This is a genomic window from Rhodanobacter sp. T12-5, from assembly GCF_008329435.1.
GTDB lineage: Bacteria > Pseudomonadota > Gammaproteobacteria > Xanthomonadales > Rhodanobacteraceae > Rhodanobacter.
The window spans coordinates 114,803-133,406 of record NZ_NPKN01000004.1 but is presented as its reverse complement, the minus strand read 5'-3'; the positions used below and the strand labels follow the sequence as shown (position 1 = coordinate 133,406).

The 18,604-nt window shown below is 66.4% G+C and carries 20 protein-coding genes; 7 read left to right on the top strand and 13 right to left on the bottom strand.

Annotated features, from left to right (window positions below; all coding sequences use genetic code 11):
• Positions 1 to 23 precede the first annotated feature (23 nt).
• The 3 genes from CIW53_RS10275 to CIW53_RS10265 are packed head-to-tail and all read right to left on the bottom strand — an operon-like array spanning position 24 to position 2,363.
• Positions 24 to 1,043, bottom strand: coding sequence for an alpha/beta fold hydrolase (locus CIW53_RS10275; RefSeq protein WP_149364626.1), 1,020 nt, complete (start codon positions 1,041 to 1,043; stop codon positions 24 to 26).
• The gene (locus CIW53_RS10270; RefSeq protein ID WP_149364625.1) at positions 1,040 to 1,846 is read right to left on the bottom strand and encodes a lysophospholipid acyltransferase family protein; all 807 of its coding nucleotides are present in this window, start codon (positions 1,844 to 1,846) and stop codon (positions 1,040 to 1,042) included. Before CIW53_RS10270 ends, CIW53_RS10275 begins: the two co-directional genes overlap by 4 nt.
• Before the next feature lie 40 nt (positions 1,847 to 1,886).
• On the bottom strand, positions 1,887 to 2,363 hold the full coding sequence (locus CIW53_RS10265; protein WP_149364624.1) for an Lrp/AsnC family transcriptional regulator: 477 nt from the start codon (positions 2,361 to 2,363) through the stop codon (positions 1,887 to 1,889).
• Positions 2,364 to 2,500: 137 nt separating this feature from the next.
• Here CIW53_RS10265 and phhA point away from each other — a divergent pair, with 137 nt between their 5' ends.
• Positions 2,501 to 3,394 carry a phenylalanine 4-monooxygenase gene (gene phhA, locus CIW53_RS10260; protein ID WP_149364623.1) on the top strand — a complete coding sequence of 298 codons (894 nt, stop codon included), beginning with the start codon at positions 2,501 to 2,503 and terminating at the stop codon, positions 3,392 to 3,394.
• A 169-nt stretch (positions 3,395 to 3,563) separates the two neighbouring features.
• Here phhA and CIW53_RS10255 read toward each other — a convergent pair whose 3' ends face one another.
• The 9 genes from CIW53_RS10255 to CIW53_RS10215 all read right to left on the bottom strand — a co-directional run bounded on the left by CIW53_RS10255 (position 3,564) and on the right by CIW53_RS10215 (position 10,958).
• Positions 3,564 to 4,670 (bottom strand): sensor histidine kinase, encoded by a 1,107-nt coding sequence (locus tag CIW53_RS10255; protein ID WP_197736641.1) that lies wholly within the window; start codon positions 4,668 to 4,670, stop codon positions 3,564 to 3,566.
• Between the two features lie 283 nt (positions 4,671 to 4,953).
• Complete coding sequence (locus CIW53_RS10250) at positions 4,954 to 5,655, bottom strand: RES family NAD+ phosphorylase (protein WP_149364622.1); 702 nt, start codon at positions 5,653 to 5,655, stop codon at positions 4,954 to 4,956.
• A 154-nt stretch (positions 5,656 to 5,809) separates the two neighbouring features.
• A complete protein-coding gene (locus CIW53_RS10245) occupies positions 5,810 to 6,220 on the bottom strand; it encodes an MbcA/ParS/Xre antitoxin family protein (RefSeq protein ID WP_149364621.1) in 411 nt (136 codons plus the stop codon).
• A gap of 79 nt (positions 6,221 to 6,299) precedes the next feature.
• On the bottom strand, positions 6,300 to 8,066 hold the full coding sequence (locus tag CIW53_RS10240; RefSeq protein ID WP_242451865.1) for a DUF885 family protein: 1,767 nt from the start codon (positions 8,064 to 8,066) through the stop codon (positions 6,300 to 6,302).
• 218 nt (positions 8,067 to 8,284) lie between these two features.
• The gene (locus CIW53_RS10235; RefSeq protein WP_149364619.1) at positions 8,285 to 8,989 is read right to left on the bottom strand and encodes a YafY family protein; all 705 of its coding nucleotides are present in this window, start codon (positions 8,987 to 8,989) and stop codon (positions 8,285 to 8,287) included.
• 90 nt (positions 8,990 to 9,079) lie between these two features.
• A complete protein-coding gene (locus tag CIW53_RS10230; RefSeq protein WP_149364618.1) occupies positions 9,080 to 9,709 on the bottom strand; it encodes a glutathione S-transferase family protein in 630 nt (209 codons plus the stop codon).
• 31 nt (positions 9,710 to 9,740) lie between these two features.
• On the bottom strand, positions 9,741 to 10,145 hold the full coding sequence (locus tag CIW53_RS10225; RefSeq protein WP_149364617.1) for a GFA family protein: 405 nt from the start codon (positions 10,143 to 10,145) through the stop codon (positions 9,741 to 9,743).
• Positions 10,142 to 10,339, bottom strand: a complete 198-nt coding sequence (locus CIW53_RS10220) for a hypothetical protein (RefSeq protein WP_149364616.1) — start codon at positions 10,337 to 10,339, stop codon at positions 10,142 to 10,144. Before CIW53_RS10220 ends, CIW53_RS10225 begins: the two co-directional genes overlap by 4 nt.
• Positions 10,340 to 10,349: 10 nt before the next feature.
• Positions 10,350 to 10,958 (bottom strand): DJ-1/PfpI family protein, encoded by a 609-nt coding sequence (locus CIW53_RS10215; RefSeq protein ID WP_149364615.1) that lies wholly within the window; start codon positions 10,956 to 10,958, stop codon positions 10,350 to 10,352.
• Positions 10,959 to 11,082: 124 nt separating this feature from the next.
• Here CIW53_RS10215 and CIW53_RS10210 point away from each other — a divergent pair, with 124 nt between their 5' ends.
• The 3 genes from CIW53_RS10210 (at position 11,083) to CIW53_RS10200 (ending at position 15,415) form a co-directional block, all read left to right on the top strand.
• A complete protein-coding gene (locus CIW53_RS10210; RefSeq protein WP_149364614.1) occupies positions 11,083 to 12,114 on the top strand; it encodes a class 1 fructose-bisphosphatase in 1,032 nt (343 codons plus the stop codon).
• Between the two features lie 251 nt (positions 12,115 to 12,365).
• Complete coding sequence (locus CIW53_RS10205; protein WP_149364613.1) at positions 12,366 to 13,277, top strand: patatin-like phospholipase family protein; 912 nt, start codon at positions 12,366 to 12,368, stop codon at positions 13,275 to 13,277.
• A gap of 83 nt (positions 13,278 to 13,360) precedes the next feature.
• Positions 13,361 to 15,415 (top strand): S9 family peptidase, encoded by a 2,055-nt coding sequence (locus tag CIW53_RS10200; RefSeq protein WP_149364612.1) that lies wholly within the window; start codon positions 13,361 to 13,363, stop codon positions 15,413 to 15,415.
• Between the two features lie 44 nt (positions 15,416 to 15,459).
• On the opposite strand, the gene CIW53_RS10195 is transcribed toward CIW53_RS10200, so the two are convergent.
• Positions 15,460 to 15,639 carry a hypothetical protein gene (locus CIW53_RS10195; protein WP_149364611.1) on the bottom strand — a complete coding sequence of 60 codons (180 nt, stop codon included), beginning with the start codon at positions 15,637 to 15,639 and terminating at the stop codon, positions 15,460 to 15,462.
• 178 nt (positions 15,640 to 15,817) lie between these two features.
• On the opposite strand from CIW53_RS10195, the gene CIW53_RS10190 reads away from it, so the two are divergent.
• From CIW53_RS10190 to CIW53_RS10180, 3 genes are read left to right on the top strand one after another with little or no spacing between them, the layout of a single operon-like run.
• Positions 15,818 to 16,201 carry a GntR family transcriptional regulator gene (locus tag CIW53_RS10190; RefSeq protein ID WP_149364610.1) on the top strand — a complete coding sequence of 128 codons (384 nt, stop codon included), beginning with the start codon at positions 15,818 to 15,820 and terminating at the stop codon, positions 16,199 to 16,201.
• Between the two features lies 1 nt (position 16,202).
• Entirely contained in the window at positions 16,203 to 17,096 is an 894-nt protein-coding gene (locus tag CIW53_RS10185; RefSeq protein WP_149364609.1) for an ABC transporter ATP-binding protein, read from the top strand.
• Positions 17,093 to 18,565 (top strand): hypothetical protein, encoded by a 1,473-nt coding sequence (locus CIW53_RS10180; protein WP_149364608.1) that lies wholly within the window; start codon positions 17,093 to 17,095, stop codon positions 18,563 to 18,565. The genes CIW53_RS10185 and CIW53_RS10180 overlap by 4 nt, the downstream gene beginning before the upstream one ends.
• Positions 18,566 to 18,604 lie beyond the last annotated feature (39 nt).

The window sequence follows — 18,604 nt, the reverse complement described above, 5'->3', positions numbered from 1 at the left end:
CACTCCTGTGGCCGCGCCGATGCTCAGCTCGTCGGTGTTGCCGCGTCCGCCACCGCGTTGAAGCGCGCGGCGATGTAGTCGTCGGTGTAGCTGGTCATGCCCCAGCCGCGGATGAAGCCGCAATGGCCGCCGAACGGCGCAATGTCCAGCTCGACATTCGCCGGCAACTCGAGCTTCTCGAAACTGCTGACCGGAATTACCGGATCGTCCTTCGCGGTGAGGATGGTGGCGGGGATCTGCATAGCCTGCATGATGTCGCCGGCCACCGAATAGCCGTCCAGATATTGCTGCAGCGACTTGAAGTCGGTGTGCCTCCGTACCATCGACTCGGTCAGCCCGCGCAGATGCTGGTTCAGCTCGGACATCTCGAAGTACTGGTGCTGTGGAAACGCCTTCTGCTTGGCCAGCAGCGAGTGCCGCCACTTGCGCATGAAGTACGCCTGGTAGAACCACGGCGCGGATTCCTCCAGCGAGAACAGGCCTTCGCCGGGATCGATGATGGGACACACCGCCAGCACGTAGCTCAGCGGAATGCCTACGCGCGAGGTCTGCATCGCCGCGCGCAGCGCGAAGTTGCCGCCCAGCGAGAAGCCGGCCAGCGCCATCGGCCGTGCCGGCCAGCGCTGCGCGATGTCACCCAGCGCGTGCAGCACCTCGTCGATGCGGCAGGAATGGAACAGCGCCTCGTTGAGGCCGTGGCTGTCGCCGTGGTCGCGGAAATTCAGCCGGAAGATGTCCCAGCCGTCGGCGAGCAGGCGGCTGCCGGTCTGCAGCACATAGGTGGAATCGACGCTGCCTTCCCAGCCATGGAACAGCACAGCCAGGCCGCGCGATTGCGGCAATGTCTTCTGCGCCGTATACGCACCGGTGAGGCGCACACCACCGCCGCCGTCGACCACCACGGCCTCGGCATCCTGCAGCACGCTCCTGGCCGTCCGCGGCAACAGCACGCGGCGCACGCCGCTGGAGGAAAGCATGGTCTGGATGTGGCCGCTGCGCAGCGGCCAGGGCGGACGGAAATCCTTTCCGTACGGCAGGCTCATGCAGGGCGATCTTCCAGCGCCGCGGCGATGCGCTCGCGCGACAACTCGGCCATGCGCCGACGCGCATCCGGGCTGGCCGGCACCGGCACCAGAAAATGCACCTCGGCGTCCATCGGGGCCTCGCCGAGCAAACGCACGATGTTGTGCACGAAACTCTCGCCTTCGCGGAAGCCGGCGTCGATCAGCCGCCGCCCGCCGCGCGCGAAACGCAGGGCCACCGGCTGCACCGGCACCTCGGCATCCAGCCCGGCCTGGAAGATGCGCGCATGGAACACCTTGAGCACGCCGTTGTAGCCGGTACCGCCTTCGGGGAATACGCCGACCGACCGACCGCTGCGCAGGCGCTCGACCATTGCCTGCATCACCGTCGACAACGAGTGGTTGTTGCCGCGCCGGTGGAAGATGGTGCCGCCGGTGGCGGCCATCCACCCGACCAGCGGCCAGCGCGCGATCTCCGCCTTGGCCACGAAACAGGTCGCCCGCTGGCTGTGCAGCAGTTCGATGTCGGTCCACGAGGTGTGGTTGGCGATGAACAGCACCGGATCGGCCAGCGGCTCGCCGAAACGCACCGAACGCATGCCGAAGATGCGCAGCAACTGCGTCGACCACCAACGGATCATCCGGTGCACGAATGGTTCGCGGCCGTTCTTCATCACCGCGTGCTGGTTCCAGCTGAGGACCAGCGAACACAGCGCGATGCCCAGCACGATGTGCAGCAGCAACAGCGGTACCCGCCACAAGTAGCGCAGTGGGCGCAGCAGGTCTCGCTCGGGCGCGGCGGCGGTGGCGGTGTCGAGGCTCATCAGTCGATTAGTTTAGCGTTAGTTGGCATGCTCGCGAGGGTCAACGTTCGAGTTGGGCCAGCGGCAATGACGGCGAGCGCTTCACCGTGCGCAGCACGAAGCTGGAGTTGACATCGGCGACCCCGCTCGCGTTCAGCAGATGATCGAGCAGGAAGCGCGAAAAATCCTTGAGGTCGGCCACATACACGTGCAGCAGGTAGTCCATGTCGCCGGTCAGCGCGTGGCAGGCGACCACCTCGTTCCAACCGTTCACGCGTTCGACGAAGCTCTCGATCGCCACGCTTTCGTGCTTGCTCAACTGCACCCGCACGAACGCCTGCAGACCCAGGCCGATCGCCTGCGGATCGATCTGCGCGGCGTAGCCGGTGATGATCTCGTCCGCCTCCAGTCGCTGCAGCCGGCGCAGGCATGCCGACGGCGACAGGCTAACCCGCTCGGCCAGCTCGGCATTGCTGATGCGGCCCTCGCCCTGCAACACGGCAAGCATGCGCAGGTCGGTGCGATCCAGGGCATTCATGCGCAACAATCCTTTTTATGTACCGGTATGTACGCAAGAATAGTGCGCCTGTTCCCCACTTTTTGACAAGAAAGCAACTTCTGTGCGGCGAAACCGCCGTAAGCTGTTGGTCTGCCCGCGCTGCACCGGAGTACGCCATGGAAAACACCACGCCCCGCAAGGTCGAACACCAGCAAACCGATCGCGGCTACGTGCCGGTGTACGCCACCGGCGTGGTCGAGCAGCCGTGGGCCAGCTACAGCAAGACCGACCACGAGGTGTGGGACACCTTGTACAAGCGCCAGCGCGAGATGCTGCCCGGCCGCGCGTGCAAGGAGTTCATGGCCGGCGTGGAACGCTTCGGCCTGGGTGACGGCGGCATCCCGAAGTTCGCCGACTTGAACGAGGTGCTTGGCGCGGCCACCGGCTGGAACGTCGTGGCGGTGGAAGGCCTGCTGCCGGACGAGGTGTTCTTCGACCACTTGGCCAACCGCCGATTCCCGGTCAGCTGGTGGATTAGAAAGCCCGACCAGCTCGACTACCTCAGCGAACCGGACCTGTTCCACGACCTGTTCGGCCACGTGCCGCTGCTGCTCAACCCGGTGTTCGCCGACTACATGCAGGCCTACGGCCGCGGTGGCATGAAGGCGTTCGCGATCGGCCCCGACGCGCTGATGAACCTTACGCGGCTGTACTGGTACACGGTGGAGTTCGGGCTGATCAACACCGCCGAGGGCATGCGCATCTACGGCGCCGGCATCGTCAGCTCCAAGGGCGAGTCGATCTACTGCCTGGATTCGCCATCGCCGAACCGCATCGGCTTCGACCTGGAACGGGTGATGAGCACGCGCTACCGCATCGACACCTACCAGCAGACCTATTTCGTGATCGACAGCTTCGAACAATTGTTCGAGGCGACGCATCCGGACTTCACCCCGATCTACGCAAAGCTGCATGAGTCGCCTGCGCATGCCGCCGGCGACGTGCTCAAGGGTGACCGTGTGTTTACCCGCGGCAACCGCGAGGGCTGGGCGACGAACGCGGATACCTGAGATCCCCGGTTCGCCCGACGCGCCAGGGCCGGCCAGGAGCCGGCCCTTTTCGTTGCACGCTGGCGGCGGCCCTGAGGTCGAGTGCAGAAAACACGTGAATGCCTGCGGCCCGGAAGCCGCCCCGACGCGGATCAGCCAATGACCGGCTCATCGCTGCACATGGGCAGCCTCACCCGGAAAGTCGTCCCGCTTGCCGCCGAGGACGCGACCTTGAGGGTGCCGCCGTGGGCGGTGACGATCTCCTGCGTGATGAACAGGCAAGCCCCAGGCCCGCGCGAGGGCCCCGCTCTCCGAGGGCAAACTGCGAATGGCGCGTCATCGGGTTGAAGATGCGGAGCGTGTCTTCGGCTGCGATGGGTTCGCCGTCGTTGTGGATCGCAAACACGGCATGGTCGCCATCCAGTTGCTGGCTGACGGTTACCGGTGAGCCGGAAGAACCGTGCTTGGTGGCATTTTCGATCAGGTTGCTGAAAACCTGCCCCATGCGCGAGATGTCGAACTTGCCGACGATGCGCTCCTCCGGCTGGAACACCACGGTGCAATCGGGATGCAACAGGCGCACCTCCTCCACGACGTCCTCGCACATCGTCGTGAGGTCGGCTTCGACGCGGTCCACCGGAATGCCGCTACCGATCCGCGTGCGCGCGAAGTCGAGCAGGTTCTCCACGATCTTCTCGGCGCGCCGCACGCTCGTGTAGATGCCCGCCGCGACCTTGGTATAGCGACTGTCCAGCTCGTTGGCGTAGAGAAAGAATTCGGCCGACAGCAGGATGACGCCAAGCGGCGTGCGCAGATCGTGCCCCAGCACGCCAAGGAAAACGTCCTGCGATTCGCTGACCGTCTGCGAGTAGCGCGAGACCGATTCGGCCAGTCCCTTGTCGATCGCCTCGTTGAAACGCAGCGTATCGTGTTCGAGAGACTCGGCGTCCCGATCGGGCCACTGCGACCACAGCTGCAACACACTGGCCCGCAGTGCGCTGTACTCGGCTACCAGCTGGTCGATGCTGAAGCCCGAACGCAGGCGGGTTCCGGCATGCGCCTCCGACGCCGTATCGATCCTGGTCTTGGGCCCCTCGCCGCGGGATTTGTCGACTCCTTGCTGGATCGATTGCGGAGTGCGGATGTCCGCGGCGATCTCGATCAGCATCTGCTCTGCGTGATCGCGCAGTTCCCTTGCGCCCATGACACGGGCTTCCGGCTGAATAGTGCCTGCGAAACTGTCCCACGCTTCGAGGATGGCCTCCCGGTGGATCAGGATGAACTGTGCCAATCGCATGTAGTTGCGTGCTCCGGAGAAACGACTTGCTGTTGCAGAAGACGCCGGCAAACGCTGCCGACCCAAGGGACGAGTATGGAGGGACAAGGAGCATTAGACGCCATCCATGATGAGCCCAGCCCCAAGGAGCGGCACCGAACCTGCCATTTGGCCGTACCGGAAGCCTGACAGCCGAGTCGTTCCCCGCTTGTCCAGCCGGAAGGGTCACCGGAAGAGGCCGGGGCTGGATGCTCCAACGTCCGCTTCAGGTTGATGGAGGGCGTGCGCGTCGCTGGACACCGCTCTACGGTTTGCCCGGTGCCGACCTTTTCAGTTCGTTCACTTCAAGCACCTGCGCAATGCACGCGCCGTCCCAACGATAGATCAGGTGCTGCGCCTGCACGCATGGCGCCACCACGTCGGGCTGGAACGCGGCCAGGCATTCGCCGTGGCGGTGGCGCGCGCTGTCGTAGACGATGCCGTTGGAGCCCGCGGCGCGCAGCTCGAGCGCCAGGGCCATGCTGGCCGCGTAGTTGTCCGGATCATGCGCCGCCGGCCAGCCGCCGCGGATGTCGTGCAGCTTGCTGTCGACGCTGGTGCGGTAGCAGCGCATCTGGATGTCGCACGCCGGCTCGGCGGTGGCGGCGAGAAAGCGTTCGCGGTGGTAGACGGTTTCCTCGACCGCGGTGGCCACGCTGTGTGCGGCGTAGAACACGCCCCACGTACCGTCGGAGAAGCGGCTGCCTTCCGGATTCAAATGAGTGAACGCAGCCATTACCGGGGTGGAGCCGGGGCCGCTGATGCGATGCTCCCTGGGTACCTGTTTCAGCACGCCGGCCTCCTCGCGCAGGCGCGGATTGGTCAACGCCTCGATCGCGAACAGCGCGTCGATATCCGCCGGATCGGCGATGCGGTCGTACACGCCGACCGGCGGGAAGCGGCTGGGCACGATGCGGTAGGCGTGGGTCCAGCGGACGCGTTTGACGGGCGGTGGGTTGGGCGGCATGGGGGTCCGGGGAACTCGGCTCTGGTGGGAGCGACTTCAGGTCGCGACGCTGTGGACTTTGGATTTGCTTGCCCGGGAGCATCGCGGCTGGAGCCCGCGACAGCATCGCAAGCAGTCGTCTCGTCCACCGCGACGAGCGCAGGCGCAACCCGGTTCAGCCGCGCTGTGCATCCAGATACTGGCGCACCACGTACAGATCGGCGACGTTGCCCGACAGCATGCGTTCCAGTGCGGAGTGGCCACCGAACAGCGTGGAGGTGTTCGGCTTGTGCAGCCAGGCGTCGGCCTGGGCCGGATCGGCAAACAGGATCTGCAGCGACTTCCAGATGCCGAGCAGGTAGCTGATCCGCTCCAGCGTGTCGCGACCGAGCGCGCCGGCCTGCTGACGCTTCCACTTGTAGAACGTCGACTCCGGCGGGTCGCCGAGCAGCCGGCGCTGGTCGGCGACGCGCAGATTCCAGTGTTCGGCAAGCTTGAAGAACGCGCGCAGCGCCGGATCGGCAAGCGTATCCGGCGGCGCATAACCAGGCGCGACTTCGGCGATTCGGGTCGAATGAGCAGTCATGACGCTTACTCTCCCTGTGAAGTTATTTAAAATAATACTCCATTCATGCAGTAAATCCAACGAGCCAGCCGCCTCGGATTCAGTGCCCTGAATCGCCCTTTTCCTTCGCGCAATCGCAGCCGTAATCCGGCTCCGGGCCGCCCTCGGCGATGAAGCGCGCGATGCGTTTTTCCAGCACCGGCAGCGGTACCGAGCCGGTGGACAGCACGGTGTCGTGGAAGTGGCGGACGTCGAATTTTTCGCCGAGTGCCTTTTCCGCTTTTGCGCGCAACTCGCGGATTTTCAGGTAACCCAGTTCGTACGACAGCGCCTGGCCCGGCCAGCTGATGTAGCGGTCGACTTCGTTGGCGATCTCGCGCGCGGACAGCGCGGTGTTGACGGTGAGGAAGTCGATGCCCTGCTGACGGGTCCAGCCCAGGTGGTGGATGCCGGTGTCGACCACCAGCCGGCAGGCACGCCACATCTGGTAGGTGAGGTAGCCGAAGCGCTGGTACGGCGTCTTGTAGATGCCCATCTCGTTGCCGAGGTATTCCGAGTACAGGCCCCAGCCTTCGCCGTAGGCGGAGATGTAGCCGTTGCGGCGGAACGCCGGCTGGTCATGCCGTTCGTCGGCCAGTTCCAGTTGCAGCGCGTGGCCCGGATAGGATTCGTGCAGGGTCAGCGCCGGCATGTTGTAAAGCGGGCGCGACGGCAGGTCGAAGGTGTTGACCATGTATTCGTCCGGGCCGCCGCGGCCGGAGGTGTAGTACGGCGCGATGGCAGCCGGTACCGGCACGATGGTGAAGCGCGCGCGCGGCAGGTGGCCGAAGTATCTGGCCATCTGGCCGTCCACTTCCTTGGCTACCCAGGCGCTCTTGTCGAGCAGCTCCTGCGGTGTTTTCGCGTAGAACTGCGGATCGGTGCGCAGGAACTTCAGGAACTCGGGGAAGCTGCCCTTGAAGCCCGATTCTTGCATCACCTGCAGCATCTGCGCGTGGATCTTCGCGACCTGCTCCAGCCCGATCTTGTGGATCGCGTCGGGGCTCAGATCGAGCGTGGTGTACTCATGGATCTGCTGGCGGTAGAACGCCTTGCCGTCCGGCATCGCCTCGGCCGCCAGCGTGGTGCGCGCTTGCGGCACGTACTCATCGTGGAAGAATTTCAGCAACTTCGCATAGGCCGGGATCACCCGGTCGCGGATGCGCTGCACCGCCTGGCCGCGCAGCGCCTGCGCGCGGTCGGCGGGGATCGATGCCGGCAGTTGCTTGAACGGCTCGTAGAAGCTGCTGAGGGTCGGGTCTTTCAGTTCGGCGACGGCAGCGATCGATGCGTCGCGGCCCTTGAGCACTTCGCGCGGCACGCTGAAACCGCGCTTGAGGCCGGCGCGCATGTTCGCGATCTGCTGGTCGAAATACGCCGGAATCTGGCCGAGGCGGTCGAGGTACTTGTCGTAGTCCGCGCTCGTGCGCAGTTTGCCTCCGCCCAATTCGTAGCCGATGTCGGACCAGAACGCCGAGTCGCTGTTGAACGGCATCTGCCAATTGCGGAATTTCTGGTCGGCGATGAAGTTGCCGATCTGCTCGCGGTACACCGCGTAGTTGACCTGGTTGGCCGGCGACAGCTGCGCCACGTCGATGCCGTCCAGTTGCGTGCGCACGTGTTTCCAGTAGTCCAGCCGCAATTGCTGGCTGGCCGCATCGACATCATCGAGGCGACCGTTGTCGGGCTGCGACTCGCCCGACGCACTGACCCCGGCCCTGCCGGTACGCCAGGCCCATTCGGTGCTGTAGATGGTCTTGAAGCGCGCATCCGCGCTGGAGCTGCCGTCGCCGGCCGGCACTGGGGGCTCCGCGCGTGCGACCGGCAACAGGCCGATGGCAAGCACGAGGCCGGCCAGCTGGACGAACTTCAGGGTCTTGGTCTTGTTCACGCGTACTCCTTGCATGGCGGGGAGGCACCGACAGGGACACACGGGAATCGCGCTTGCGCGATGTGGCCATCGTCCGGGCAGGGTCTTCGAGCGTACCGCGCCCGCGCCTGCTTGAACACATCCGGCCGAACGCGTCGACACGGGGATATGGACGGCTAACCCAGGTCGAGCATGTCCACGCCGACCGCCCGCAGGTAGGCGGACAGGTTGCGCTCGGCGACTTCGGCAAAGACCTCGCCGGTCGGCGTATCCGCGTTCATGCGATCGGGCCGGAAATTGCGGAAATCCTGGCGCAGCCGGCACCATGCGCCCAGCGTCCACTTGCCGCCCCAGAACGACAGGCACAGCGGCTCGACTTCGCGCGTACTGGCGCTGCCGCCCTCGTCGCGATAGTCCAGCCGCAGCACCTGGTTGCCGACGATGGCGGTGTGCAGGCGGTCGATCAGGGCGGCGAAATCATCCCGGTGCTGGTCGCGCCAGACCGGCGCGAAGATCCGCGTACGGATGGCGCGTTCGCGCAGCTCGGGCGGCAACACCGCCTCGATCTTCAGCAGGGCGGACTGCGCGCTTTCGGCCAGCCGTGTACCGGCGAACGCGCGCACGAAGCGCGATCCGACCACCAGGGCTTCGAGTTCGTTCGCGGTGAACATCAGCGGCGGGATGTCCGAACCCTTGCGCAGCACGTAGCCGACGCCGGCCTCGCCCTCGATCGGCACACCGGACAATTGCAGGTCGGCGACGTCGCGGTAGACCGTGCGCAGCGACACACCCAGGGTCTGCGCCAGCGAGCGCGCCTGCAACGCGGTGCGGCGGCCGCGCAGGGCGTGGATGATGAGGAACAGGCGATCGGCTCGACGCATCCGCGCATCATCGCCGGGATCGGCGATGACGAACAGCGTCGAACGTCACGACTCATCCCGTCATGCCCCTTGCGATCAGGCCGATTGCGATCAAGCCGACTGCGCGGCGACCAGCCCGGCATCCTTCGCCGCCGCACGCTGCATCGCCGGGCGCGCCAGCACGCGATCGATGTAGGCACGGATCACCGGCAGTTCCGGCACCAGCTTGAACATCGTCGTCCAGTTCAGCGCGGTGCCCCACAGCACGTCGGCGGCGGTGAACGCGTCGCCGAGCAGCCAGGGGCCTTTTTCCAGCTGGTCGACGAGCGTCTTCAGCATCGTGTCGTAGTCGCCGTAGCCGCAGGTCGAGGGCGGCGCCGGCTCGCGCTGCATCGACTTGTCGACCATCGCCGGCTCGAAGCACGAGCCGTAGTACACCAGCCAGCGCAGGTATGGCCCGCGCAAAGGATCGCCGATCGGCGGCGCCAGCTTCGCCTCGGGATAGAGATCGGCAAGATAGATGAATACCGCCGGCTGTTCGGTGATCAGCGCGTCGCCATGGCGGATCGCCGGCACCTTGCCCATCGGGTTGATGGCCAGGTAGGCCGGTTCGCGCTGCTCGCCGTTCTTCAAGTTGAGCACGTGCAGGTCGTAGGCGACACCGAGCTCCTCGAGCAGAGCGCGGGTGCCGCCGGAGCGGCTTTGCGGGGCATGGAAGAAGGTGACGCGTGGCTGGTTCATGGCGAGGTTCCTGACGTTGCGGCGGGTGTCATCAAAGATGCCTGGTCTCGACCGGCGTCGACATCCAGTTGTCGTGACGACCGTCGGAGAAACGCAGCGGTGCGTCGATCAATGCCTGCGGTTCGATGTCGTCGAGGCAGGCCAGGTTGATCGACACGTACTCGCCGCCGATCGCCTCGATATATCCGCGTCCGAACGGGCGCACGCCGCAGTGCCGGCAGAACAGGTGATGCGCGCTGCGGGTGTTGAACTGGTAGTCGGACAGCGCCTCCGCGCCGGCCAGCAGGCGGAACGCGCCGGGCTTCACGACCGTGCCCCAATGGCGCGTCTTGGTACAGATCGAGCAGTTGCAGCGGCCGGTGCCGGCGGCGAGGTCGATGTCGGCTTCGTAGCGGACGACGCCGCAGTGGCAGCTGCCGTGAAAGGTCCTTGTCATGCTTTGCTCCGAGGATGCGCGACGGTGTGAATCAGCGCGGCCAGCAGGGTGCGCTGGCGCGTCCGGCCGGGGCTGGCGGAGGCCGCCGGATGATCGGGGTCGGCCTTCGGCAGCCGGTATTGCCCATCCCGAAGCAGGCCGCTGAGGTACAGCGGTCGATACGCCATCAGGACGCGTTGCAGGGTGACATGCATGGCGTTCTCCTCAGGCGGCCAGGGTTTCGCCGACGCACCACGGCGGCGGCTGGGCGTGTTTGAACAGGCGATACCAGTGTTCGCGGTCAGCCGGGCTGTACAGGTCGAGCGTGCGGATCACCTCGCGGGCGAACTCCACGCTGCCGAGGTGGCTGGCGCTGATCACGCCGCCGTCGCTGACCGCCAGCACGTCGCTGTCGTATTGGTCGGTACCGCGGTAGTCCGGCACCTGGGTGGCGATCTGGCCGGACCAGTTGCCGGTATGGCGGCAATGGTCGAGCAGGCCCGCGCGGGCCAGCGCCAGCACGCCGCTGTCGATCGCGGCCACCGGTGCGCCGGCCGCGTGCAGATGACGAATCGCGGCGACCGCCACCTCGCCCTCGCCGCGTTGCCACAGGTGGCCGCCAGGCACGATCAGCAGCGCCGCGCGCTGGAAGTCGAATTGGGCCAGCGTCGAATCCGGCTGCACCATGAGGCCGCCCATCGACATCACCGGCGCCGCCGAGAAGCCTACCGTCTGCACCCGCCAATCGCCGGGGCGACGGACCTCGCACAGTGCCAGCGCAGCCTGCCAGTCCGCAAAGCCGTCGAATACCAGGAAATAAACCGTGTCGCGCATGCCGTGTCCCTCCGCTATGGAGGTACAGCTTGGTCGCCCCCTGCTGCCAACGTGCTGTCAGCAGCCGCTGGCGCGGTTCAGCCGGAGCCGGGACAATACGCGTTCCTTCTGCCACGGACCCGACATGAAGCCCATCTCGCTGATCCAGTTCCTGATCGAGGAACGCCGCGCCGGCCACATCAACGCCGAACTTTCGCTGCTGATCGAAGTGGTCGCGCGCGCCTGCAAGCGCATCGCGGTCGCCACCAACAAGGGCGCGCTCGGCGGCGTGCTCGGCATGGCCGGCAACGACGGCACGCTGAGCATGAACATCCAGGGCGAGGCGCAGAAGAAGCTCGACGTGATTTCCAACGAGATCCTGCTGGAAGCCAACGCCTGGGGCGGCCATCTCGCCGCCTGCGCCTCGGAAGAAATGGAGGACCCGCAGCAGATTCCGGACGGCTATCCGAAGGGCAACCACCTGCTGCTGTTCGATCCGCTCGACGGCTCGTCGAACATCGACGTCAACATCTCGGTCGGCACCATCTTCTCGGTGCTGCGCTGCCCCGACGACGTCACCGAGCCGAAGGTCGAACACTTCATGCAGCCTGGCACCGAGCAGCTCGCCGCCGGCTACGTGGTGTACGGCCCGGCCACCGTGCTGGTGCTGACCTTTGGCCATGGCACCCACGAGTTCACGCTGGATCGTGAAGTGGGCAGCTTCGTGCTGAGCCGGCGCGGCATCCGCATTCCGGAACAGACCGCCGAGTTCGCCATCAACATGTCCAACCAGCGCCACTGGCAGGCGCCGATGCAGCGCTACATCGGCGAGCTGCTGGCCGGCACCACGGGCCCGCGCGGCAAGGATTTCAACATGCGCTGGGTCGCCTCGATGGTCGCCGACGTGCACCGCATCGTGACCCGCGGCGGCGTGTTCTATTACCCGCTGGACGCGAAGATCGCCAAGCAGGGCGGCAAGCTGCGGCTGATGTACGAGGCCAACCCGATGGCCTTCATCATCGAGCAGGCCGGCGGCGCGGCGACCACCGGCCGTGAGCGCATCATGGACGTCCAGCCGTCCGGACTGCACCAGCGCGTTCCGGTGTTCCTCGGCTCGAAGCAGGAAGTCGAACTGGCCACGCATTACCACCGGGAAGCCGACCGCGCGCTGGGTTGAAGGGAACGAATCGTGTCGCCCGACACCCACCGTTCGCCCTGAACGCAGCGCAGCGGAGTCGACGGCCAGCCCTTCGACTTGGGCCCTTTGGGCCTGCGCTCAGGGCCAACGGTGGGCATCGAGCCATTCGGTCGCCTGCCTTCGAGGATGGAACCGGACAAGCGCAAGGATGGTGTCAGACCTGCTGCCCTATCCGCGCCATGTTTCAACCATAGACTGCCAACCATTCCCCTTTCCGACGCGATCACCGCATGCCCTTCCGCCGCCTGCTTCCGCTGCTCGCCGCGCTCCTGCTGAGCGCCTGCTTCCATGCCGGCAAACCCACCCCCGCGCCTGTCGTGGTGCCGCCGCTGGCACCGGCGAAATTGAAGATTGGCCTCGCGCTCGGCGGTGGTGCGGCCAAAGGGTTTGCGCATATCGGCGTGATCAAGATGCTGGAGGCCAGCGGCATCCACCCGGACGTGGTTGCCGGCACCAGCGCCGGCAGCGTGGTCGGCGCGCTGTATGCCAGCGGGATGGATGCGTTCGCGCTGCAGGAGACGGCGTTCGGTCTCGATGAAGCGAAGATCCGCGATGTGCGACTGTTCTCCGGCGGGCTGGTGCAGGGCCAGGCGTTGCAGGATTACGTCAACCGGCTGGTGCACAACCAATCGATCGAGAGGTTGAAGATCCCGTTCGCCGCCGTCGCCACCGAACTGGAAACCGGCAAGCGCACGGTGTTCGTGCGCGGCAACACCGGCCAGGCGGTGCGCGCGTCGTCGAGCATTCCCGGGGTGTTCGAGCCCACCGAAATCCGCGGCCGGCATTACGTCGATGGCGGCGTGGTCGCCCCCATACCGGTCGATGCGGCACGCCAGCTCGGCGCCGATTTCGTGATCGCGGTGGATATCTCGGCCCGGCCGGACGGCAGCAATCCGCAGGGCATGATGAACATCGTCAGCCAGTCGATCGACATCATGGGCCAGCAACTGGCCACGCAGGAGACCGCGCGTGCGGACGTGGTGATCCGGCCCCGCCTCGCCGGCATCGGGCCGACCGATTTCGAGCAGAAGAACCAGGCCATCCTGGAAGGCGAGAAGGCGACGCTAGCCGCGATCCCGCAGATTCGCGCGAAGCTCGCCGCGATGGCGGCGGCGCGGCAGGCAGCCGTCGCCGCACACTGAAACGCCGTTTCCGTGCCGTCCTGCACATGACGCGACATCACGTGCGGTTGTAGCGTGGCGATTTTCCCGTGCCGGATACCGCCATGCCGAAACGCTCGCTGCTTTGCGCCCCGCTGTTGCTGGTCTTCGCGCTGGCCCCCAACGCATTCGCCGCATCGCCCACGGTCGATCCGCGCATCGAGCAATTGCTGACCCAGCTGGGCAAGGCGCAGTCGATCCAGGCGGTGGCGATGTCGCCCGACGGCAAGCAACTGGCCTGGGTGATCGAGCGCCACGGCAAGCCGGCGATCGAAGTCGCCGACGCCGAAGGCCGTCACGTCCACGCGGTGACGGCGGCCGCCCAGCCCGGCAATTGCGCCGAATCCGATATCGCGTGGGCGCCGGATTCGCGCCACCTCGCGTTCGTATCCAACTGCAACGTCGACCTCACCAGTACCCGGGTGATGCAGAACGACATCTACCTGGCAGACACCGCCGGTCATGACACGCCGACGCGGCTGGCCCAGCTGAAAGGTTACGTGCGCGCGCTGCAATGGACGGCCGACGGCAAGTCGCTCGGGTTCCTCTACGTGGCCGGCGCGACCCGCCACGCCAGCGCGGTGGCGGCGGCCAAGCCGGCGGCCGGCGAAGTCGGCGTGACCGGCGTGGAAGTGCAGCGCGTGGCCAGCCTCGACATCGCCAGCGGCGCGCTGCATGAACTGACTCCGGCCGGCATGTACGCGTACGAATTCGACTGGTCGCCGGACGGCTCGCGCATCGCCTACACCGCCGCGCTGCCGCCGGGCGACAACAATTGGTGGATCGCCAAGCTCTACGTGCAGCCGGCGCGGCCGGACGCGGCCGCGACCATGCTGGTGGATCCGGGCAGCAAGGACAGTGGCTCGCTGCAACACCTGCAGATCGCCTTGCCGCGCTGGTCGCCGGACGCCGCGCGGATCGCCTTCATCGGTGGCCTGATGAGCGACCAGGGCGCCACCGGCGGCGACATCTACGCGGTGCCGGCCAGTGGCGGCGCGTCGGTCGATCTTACCCCGGGCACCCATGTCACGCCGTCGTGGCTCGACTGGAGCGGGCCGCAGTCGATGCTGGTCGGCCAGATCAGCAACGGCCAGAGCCAGCTGGCGGATTACGCGGTTTCCGCCACGCGCGCAAAGCAGCAGCGCGTGCACTTCACGGTCGCGGCCAGCATCGGCGACGGCAGCGCCGCGATGGCGATGGCGACCTCGCGCGACCATCGCGGCATCGCCTTCGTGCAGAGCTCGTACGCGGCCGCCGCCGAGGTGCACGCCGGTGTGCTGGGCGACGCCGCGCCGGCCGCGGTGACCTCGATAAACGCAGGACTCACACCGGCCTGGGGCAAGGCCGAGTCGGTCGAATGGGACAACCAGGGTTTCCACGTGCAGGGCTGGCTGTTGTACCCGGCCCACTACGACGCGAAGAAGACCTACCCGATGATCGTGGTGGTCCACGGCGGCCCGTCGAGCGCGGTGATTCCACGCTGGCCCGGCGTGGGCTACGGTGCCGCGCCGTTTTCCGCGCTGGGCTATTTCGTGTTCATGCCGAACCCGCGCGGCAGCTTCGGCCAGGGCGAAAAATACGTGCAGGCGAACCGCAAGGACTTCGGCTACGGCGACCTGCGCGACACCCTCGCCGGCATCGACGCGGTGGAGAAGAAGGTCCCGGTGGACGACAAGCGCCTCGGCCTCACCGGCTGGAGCTATGGCGGTTTCATGAGCATGTTCGCGCCAACCCAGACGCAGCGCTTCCGCGCCGTGGTGGCCGGCGCGGGTATCTCGAACTGGCAGAGCTACTACGGCCAGAACCTGATCGACCAGTGGATGCCGCCGTTCTTCGGCGCCAGCGTCTACGACGACCCGGCGGTGTACGCGAAGAGCTCGGCGATCAACTTCATCAAGCAGGTCAAGACGCCGATGCTTATCGTGGTCGGCGACCGCGACGCCGAATGCCCCGCGCCGCAATCGTTCGAGATGTGGCATGCGCTGCGCGCGCAAGGCGTGCCGACCTCGCTGGTGGTCTACCCGAACGAAGGCCACCACTTCGTCGACCCGGCCCACCAGCGCGACGTGCTGCAGCGGGCGCTGGAGTGGTTCGGCAAATACCTGCCGGCCAGCAACTGATGGCATGCAATCCATTCCGGCGTCATGCCGGAATGGATTGACGATCATGACTCGGGCGGGTCGCGCCGGCGCGTGTGCGTGACCGCGCCGACGATGCCGATGCCCAGCAGCACGACCACGCCGACGCCGATCCATTGCCCAGGTGCATGCAGCAGATAAGCGCCGTAGGCGAGACCACCGATAACGACGATCATGCCGATCAGATAGAGCGCGAATGAGGACATCGTTGCCTCCGTATGGTTTGCGGGTGCGCGAGTTCACATCCAACCCGGCGGGGACTGCAAGCAGACACGTGTCGCCATCAGCGAGGTGTGAAGGCGCCAGGCCGCAACCGTGCGGGTTTGGCGTGCATGCCCTTGGTCATGCTTGACATCGCCCATGTGTATTGCTGTACTGATACACATGGATGCATCATTGCTCAACATACAGCCCACCACCAGCGAGCCGATCTATCGGCAGATCGTCGAGCAGCTTCGCCGGCTGATTGCCGGCGGCCAGCTCGAGCACGGCGAGTTGCTGCCGTCGGTGCGTGACGTCGCCGGCTTCCATGCGATCAACCCGATGACCGTGTCGCGTGCCTACGGCATCGCCGAGAGCGAAGGGCTGGTCGAGCGGCTGCGCGGCAAGGGCATGGCGGTGATCGCGATGCGCAAGGCCGAGCAGAGCGAAAGCCATCGACTGGCCTTGCTGGAACCGCAACTGCAGGCGCTGGCGCGCCATGCGAACGAACTCGAACTGCCCGCCGCGCCGGTGCTGCGGCGACTGACCAAACTGCTGGGAGAATGAGATGAACGCCATGCTGCGTGAAACGGAATCCGCCATCGCCCCGCTCGCCGTGAGCGGCCTGGTCCACTGCTACGAAGGCAGCAACGCGCTGAACGGTATCGACCTCGCGCTGGAACCTGGCAGCGTGCTCGGACTGATCGGCCGCAACGGCGCCGGCAAGTCGACCCTGATCCGCGCCATGCTCGGCCTGCTCGAACCGCTGGCCGGCGAAGCGCGCTTGTTTGGCGAACCGGCGTTGCAACTGTCCGATGCGGCCAAGGCGCGCATCGCCTACGTGCCGCAGCAACCCGAGGCGCTCGCCTGGCTCACCGCGCAGCAGATGCTCGACTTCGTCGGCCGCTTCTACCCGCGCTGGGACAAGGCGTTTGTCACGAACACGCTGGAGCGCTGGCAGATCAAGCCGAACAAGCTGCTGGCGAAACTGTCGCCGGGCGAACGCCAGCGCGTCGACCTGATCCGCGCGCTGGCCTCGCAACCGGAACTGCTGGTGCTGGACGAGCCGGCCGCGGCGCTCGACCCGGTCGCCCGCCGTGAACTGCTGCGCGAGGTGGCGTTGCGCGCGGGTGAATCCGGTACCACGGTGCTGTTCTCCACCCACATCGTGTCCGACCTCGAACGGGTCGCTTCGGAAGTCGCGTTTCTGCATCAGGGCAAGCTGCTGATGCGTTGCAGTGTCGATGAAACCAAGGAGCGTTACGCGCGATTGTGGCTGCCGGCACGGATGAGCGCTGCCGCACCCACGCAGAGCCTGAGCCGACGTCGGCATGACGATGGCAGCCTCAGCCTGGTAGTCGAACGCGACGCGCGCGGTGCCTGGCCGGAAGCGGCCAGCCTGGCCGGCGCGCGCGTCGACGCGCTGGGCCTGGAGGATCTGTTCGTGGAGGTGGCCGAATGAACCTGCTGCAGCTGCTCCAGATTCCCTGGCATGCGACCTATCGCTTGCTGCGCTGGCTGGCACCGGTCGTGCTGGTGCTGTGCGGCGGCACTGCCATCGGCGTCGGCCTGTTCGGTGGTGGGACCGGTCACCTCGACATGGCGATCGCGGTCTTCGGCGGTGGCGTGCTGTTCCTGTGGGCGTTCTTCCTGTCGACCAGTCTGCTGCTGGCGATCGATGCACGGCAACTGCGCGTGCCGGGTGTCCAGCGACAGATCATCGCGAGCCTGCTGCTGTACGCCGTGCTCAGCATCGCCGTGCCCACGGTGCTGCTGGGCATGATCGGCGCGCCCGTTTTCAATGCCGCCATCGTGCTGGCGCTGTCCGGTGCAGGCGGGCTCGCCTTTGCGCTGGTGCCCCGCTACATCGCCATCTTCATCGGCCTCACGCCCGCGCTGGTCAACACGTTGTGGCATCGCCTGCACCTGCCCGGCATCGGCGATCCACGCTTCGTCCACGCAGCATTGCCGATGACCGTGTTTTTACTGCTGGTGATCGTGGTCTGCTGGCGGCGGTTGATGCGCGCCGGCTCAAGCCGCGCGCAAGGCTGGAGCTCGCCGATGGTGCTGCAATACCGCAACGGAAGCTGGGGTCACTGGCACACGATCGGCGACCTGGGCCAGCTGCGCCAGCGACCGGACTGGCTGCAGCTTGCAGTCAACCTCGGCGACGTCGGCCCGGCCACGCCGTGCAAGGCGTTGCGGGTGGCGCTTGGTGGCTGGTACCTGCCGCAGACCGCGCGCAGTTATGCCAGGCAGCTGGGCTTGCTGTTCGCCTTTGCCGTGTTGCCATTGCTCGGCCTCGCGCTGCTGATCCAGTGGGGACAGCATGACAAGCAAACCGCCGATGTACTGGAAGGCGTGCTGATCGGCAGCCTCGGCATGACCGGTGTCTGCGCCGGACCGGCAATTGGCATCCTCAGCCTGGCGTGGTTGAGCAAACGCTGGCAGCGGGCCAATGCCGAACTGCCGTTGCTGGCGCTGCTGCCGGGCCTGGGCGACCCTGCGCAAGCCCGGCGCCGGGTGTTGCGCGCCGGGTTTGGTTTGCCGCTGATCCTGCATGCCTTGTTGGTGATGCTGACCGGCATCGTCATGCTGTGCTGGCACGGCCATGTCGCGATGCTGTCGTTCCTGCTGCTGGCGCAGCTGGGTGCCGCGGCGGTCACCGTGGCGGTGCTGCTCAACCTGTTCGGCGGTCGCCATCTCTCCATCTGGGTAAACGGCTCGGTGCTGGCTGCGAGTTTCGTGCTGACCCTGCTGAGCCTGGTGTTGCCGGCGATGAGCTGGGGCCGCGATCCCGTCGTCGGGGTCAAAATGGCCCTGCCGCCGCTGGTTGCCGCATGGCTGCTGCTGGCCGCGGGCATGGTCTGGTTGGCGCGGCGCGGCTGGCGCGAACTGATGCAGCGGCCGCATCCGTTCCTGCCGGGTTGAGCGCAGCCATGCGCCTCATCGCCGACCGATCGTCACCGA